General features: G+C 69.8%; 5 protein-coding genes. 1 reads left to right on the forward strand and 4 read right to left on the reverse strand.

Annotated elements, in window-relative coordinates; translation table 11 throughout:
* The 4 genes from B4E30_RS13130 to B4E30_RS13145 all read right to left on the reverse strand — a co-directional run.
* A partial coding sequence (locus tag B4E30_RS13130) for a FecCD family ABC transporter permease (RefSeq protein ID WP_286795540.1) occupies positions 1–756 on the reverse strand: 756 nt, incomplete at its 3' end.
* Positions 753–1,808 (reverse strand): FecCD family ABC transporter permease, encoded by a 1,056-nt coding sequence (locus tag B4E30_RS13135; protein ID WP_286795541.1) that lies wholly within the window; start codon positions 1,806–1,808, stop codon positions 753–755. The genes B4E30_RS13130 and B4E30_RS13135, both read right to left, overlap by 4 nt.
* Positions 1,805–2,845 carry an iron-siderophore ABC transporter substrate-binding protein gene (locus B4E30_RS13140; protein WP_194383193.1) on the reverse strand — a complete coding sequence of 347 codons (1,041 nt, stop codon included), beginning with the start codon at positions 2,843–2,845 and terminating at the stop codon, positions 1,805–1,807. The genes B4E30_RS13135 and B4E30_RS13140 overlap by 4 nt, the downstream gene beginning before the upstream one ends.
* Before the next feature lie 85 nt (positions 2,846–2,930).
* Positions 2,931–3,566: a biotin transporter BioY gene (locus tag B4E30_RS13145; protein WP_194383191.1), complete on the reverse strand. Its 636-nt coding sequence runs from the start codon at positions 3,564–3,566 to the stop codon at positions 2,931–2,933.
* 112 nt (positions 3,567–3,678) lie between these two features.
* Here B4E30_RS13145 and B4E30_RS13150 point away from each other — a divergent pair.
* Positions 3,679–4,760: ABC-F family ATP-binding cassette domain-containing protein (locus tag B4E30_RS13150; RefSeq protein ID WP_286795542.1), on the forward strand; the 1,082-nt coding region annotated here is incomplete at its 3' end.

The following is a 4,760-nucleotide window of genomic DNA, read 5'->3' on the forward strand; positions in this document are numbered from 1 at the left end:
CGTGCGGTCGACACGCACCCCGAGAGCGGCGGCCGACGCGTCGCCGAGTTCCAGGGCACGCAGATCTCTGCTGAGCATCAGCACGATCGGCGCCAGGACGAACACCGCGACGGCCAGCGGCGGCACGTCCTCCATCCGCGCACCGTTGAGGCTGCCCGCGAGCCACCGTGCGGCCACGGCGACGTCGTAGACCTGGGCGCGGACGAGGAGGTAGGCCACGACGGCGTCGAGCATGGCGCCGATGCCGATGCCGATGAGGATCAGGCGGCCGCCCGTCGACGTGCCACCACGAGCAGCGATGTAGATGACGACGGCCGTTCCCACGCCGGCGAGCAGCGCCAGCGTCATGGTGGCCCCGCTGCCCCAGCCCAGCACGATGAGTGAGAGGATCGCCGCCGCGCTGGCACCGGAGGTGATCCCGATGACGTCCGGACTGGCGAGAGGATTGCGCAGCATGGTCTGGAAGGTCACGCCGGCGACGCCGAACGCGACGCCCGCGAGGACACCGGTGAGCGTACGGGGTATTCGGAGTGTCCCCACGGTGAAGGATGCCCCGGGAACGTCGTAGCCGAGCATGACCGCGATCACATCGCCGAGCGGGTAGACGGTGTTGCCCAGTGTGAGCATCGCGATGCTGAGGCCGATCAGAAGGATCACCAGTGCGGCGACCGCGACCGTGCGGCGACGTGTCCGTGCCCGACGGCCGGCGCGGACCGCGGCGGCGGTTCCGTCGATGATCTCTGCCGTCGCGGTCACAGCGCCCTCATCCGGGTGCGGCGAGCGATGACGATGAGAACGGGGGCCCCGACGAATGCGGTGATGATGCCCGCCTCGACCTCGCCGGGGGAGCCGATGACACGTCCGATCGTGTCTGCCGCGACGAGGAGGATGGCGCCGCCGATCGCGGAGAGAGGGAGGAGCCACCGCTGGTCCGGCCCGGAGACGAGGCGCACCACGTGCGGGACCATGAGCCCGACGAAGCCGATCGGGCCGGCGACCGCGGTGACGGCGGCGCAGAGGGCGACCCCCGCGATGGCGGCGACGATGCGGATGCGCCCGACGTGCACGCCGAGGCCCGTCGCCACGTCGTCGCCCATCGCGAGCGCGTTCAGAGCCGAGGCGGAGAAGATGGCGACGATGGCGCCGAAGACGAGAACGGGCGCGACCAGCGCCATGGTCTCCCATTCCGCTCGTCCGACATTGCCCACCTGCCAGTAGCGGAACTCGTCGAGCACGTTCTGACGCGGCAGCAGGATCGCTGACACGAGCGACGTGAGGGCGGCGGTCGTCGCAGCTCCCGCCAGCGCGAGCTTGATGGGCGTCGTGCCGCCGGCGCCGACCGATCCGACGAAGTATACGAAGACGGCGGTGAGGCCGGCGCCGATGAGGGCCAAGCTGAGGTAACCCCACGTGTCTGCCAGGCCGAAGAAGGCGATGCCGATGACGACGGCCAGCGCGGCGCCGGTGTTGACGCCGAGGATGCCGGGGTCCGCGAGCGGATTGCGGGTGATGGCCTGCATGAGGGCGCCGGAGATGGCCAGCGCCGCACCAGCGAGCATGGCGAGCGCGGTGCGGGGGATGCGGCTCTGCACCGCGAGTGCACCGATCTCGGTGGGTGTCTGCCCGCGCAGCCACGTGGTGACGCCGTCGACGACCTCGGTGACGCTGACCGGCCTGGAACCGAATGCCAGCGAGAGGATCACGGTGACGACGAGGAGAGCGAGTCCGATGACGAGGGCCACGACACGCGGCCGCGCGCTCGCACGAGAGGCGGGCGCGCGGCGCGTGTTCGCGGCGAGGAGCGTCACTGAGCCTGCGAGGCGGCGTCCTCGAGCATCGCGACGTACTCGTCGAGGACCCACGGGATCGACAGTGCGGTCGGGCTGACGGCGGCGCTCAGGGCGTCTCCGTTTCCGACCTCCACGACGGCGCCGTTCTGCACGGCGGGCAGGGTGCTCCACAGCGGGTCGGCCTGCATCGCCTCGAGCAGGCTGCCGTCGCCGTAGCTGACGATGATGTCGACGTCGGCGAGCTGGTCGGCGTTCTCCGCGCTGAAGTCCTGGTAGAAGGAACCCTCCGCCGCGGCGTCGATCGCGACCTGCGGCAGATCGAAGCCGAGGTCGTCGAGGAAGGCGGTCCGCGAGTCACCGCCGGTGTAGAGCGAGACGGTGGAGAGGTCGGCCGGGCTCGCGTAGAAGAACGCCGCCGTCTTCCCGGCGAAGTCGGCCTCCGCCGTCGCGTCGGCGATCTGCTGCTCGAGATCGGCGACGAGCTGTTCGCCTTCCTCGGCCATGCCCAGCGCTTCGGCGTTCAGGATGATGGTGTCTCGCCACGGCGTGAACCAGGCGATCTCGGGATACGCGACCACAGGGGCGATCTCGCTGAGCGTGGAATAGTCCTCCTCGCTCAGGCCCGACTGGGCGGCCAGGATCACATCGGGGGCGGTGTCGGCGATGGCTTCGAAGTCCACACCGTCGGATGAGGAGAAGATGACGGGCTCCTCACCGCCGAGCTCGTCGATCGCATCCTGCGTCCACTCGTAGACGCCGAGCTCGGCTTCGCCGGTCCACGCCCACACCTGGGAGTCCATCCCCACGGGAACGACTCCGAGGGCCAGGGGGACGTCCTGGTTGCTCCACGCGATCGCGGCGACCCGTTCCGGCTGCGACTCGATGACCGTCTCGCCGAGAGCGTGCTCGATCGTCACGGGGAAGGTGTCGCCGGTCGTCGACGACGATGCGTCCTCGGACTCTTGGACACCTGTTGCGCAGCCTGCGAGGGCGACACCGAGTGCGGTGGCGGTCACGGCGGCGAGCGCTATGCGTGTGCGGGGGGAGCGGAACAAGATTCCTCCTAGGTGTTAGGGCAGGCTTACTTTACCCGACATTCGGAGTGCTCTCGAACCCCTCGGCTCGCAGCGGGGAGGCGAATCAGTCGCGGGATGTGTCGACGCGGCGCACGAGGGCCCAGGCTCCCGGGATGACCGCCGCGGCGATCGCCGCTTTCACCACGCCGCCGATGACGAAGGGGAACAGTCCCGCCTGGAGGAGCTGCCACACCGACAGTTCCAGTCCCATCACGCCGTTCAGGATGAGTGCCATGTAGGGGATGCCCACGACGAAGGGGACGGCGCTGGCGGCGACGAAGCCGACGAAAGCGAGCCAGGGCTTGCGGTCCCACGCGCGCTCGGCGAACCAGCCCGCGACGAATGCCGCCCCGATGAAGCCCAGGATGAATCCGAAGCTGGGCTTGGCGACCGCCGCGACCGTTCCGGTGAAGTCCGCGAAGACGGGGAGCCCGGCGAGCCCGATCACCAGGTAGGCGAGAAGGGCGAGCGCGCCCCGCCGTGCGCCGAGGGCGGCGCCGACGACCACGACAGCGAGGGTCTGACCCGTGATCGGGACCGGCCACAGCGGCACGGACACCTGCGCGAGCACGGCCACGACGGCGACGCCGGCGAGGATGAGCGCGGCGTCGGTCGCGAGCGCGCGGGCGCGTCCTTCGGGCCGTGCGATGACATCGGCCAGCACGCGTCGACGGGCGGGGGAGGGGGCAGCGAGGGTCATGGCGCTCCTTCGGAGGTCGTGCCCGGCGGTCTCCGGGCCGTTCCCGACTTATACTAGGAGGCTGGCCGTCGGCCTCCCTTGTCCCCTGTCACCAACGAAACGGACGATCGCTGTGCTTGCCGTGCACGACCTCGAGATCCGCGTGGGCGCCCGCGTGCTCATGTCGGAGGTCTCCTTCCGCGTCTCCGACGGCGACAAGATCGGGCTCGTCGGGCGCAACGGCGCCGGAAAGACCACGCTCACCAAGGTGCTGGCCGGCGACGTGCTGCCTTCTGCCGGGCGCGTCGACCGCTCCGGCGAGCTGGGCTACCTGCCGCAGGACCCGCGGTCCGGCGATCCGGAGATGCTGGCTCGCACCCGGATCCTCGACGCCCGCGGCCTGGGCACGATCGCGATCGGCATGCGGGAGACCTCCGAAGCCATGGGTTCGGACGACTCCGCCGTCGCGGAGCGGGCGATGCGGAAGTACGCCAACCTGACCGAGCGGTTCGAGGCCCTGGGGGGCTATGCCGCGGAGGCCGAGGCGGCCTCGATCGCCCACAATCTCTCCCTGCCGGACCGCATCCTGGACCAGCCGCTGAAGACGCTGTCGGGCGGGCAGCGCCGGCGCATCGAGCTGGCGCGCATCCTCTTCTCGGACGCCCAGACGATGATCCTCGACGAACCCACCAACCACCTCGACGCGGACAGCGTGGTGTGGCTGCGCGAGTTCCTGAAGTCCTACAAGGGCGGGTTGATCGTGATCAGCCACGACGTGGAGCTCGTGGGCGAGACGGTCAATCGCGTGTTCTACCTCGATGCCAATCGTCAGGTCATCGATGTGTACAACATGAACTGGAAGAACTACCTGCGACAGCGGGTCGCCGACGAGGAACGGCGCAAGAAGGAGCGGGCCAACATCGAGAAGAAGGCGACCGCGCTGCAGCTGCAGGCGGCACGCTTCGGTGCGAAGGCGAGCAAGGCGGCCGCCGCGCACCAGATGGTCGCACGCGCCGAGAAGATGCTCTCCGGTCTCGACGAGGTGCGCCAGGAAGACCGCGTCGCGAAGCTGCGCTTCCCCAAGCCCGCCCCGTGCGGCAAGACACCGCTGATGGCCAAGGCGCTGTCGAAGTCGTACGGGTCGCTGGAGATCTTCGCCGACGTCGACCTCGCGATCGACCGCGGCTCGAAGGTCGTCGTGCTCGGCCTGAACGG

It is taken from the genome of Microbacterium sp. UBA3394 (assembly GCF_002358725.1).
GTDB lineage: Bacteria > Actinomycetota > Actinomycetes > Actinomycetales > Microbacteriaceae > Microbacterium > Microbacterium luteum.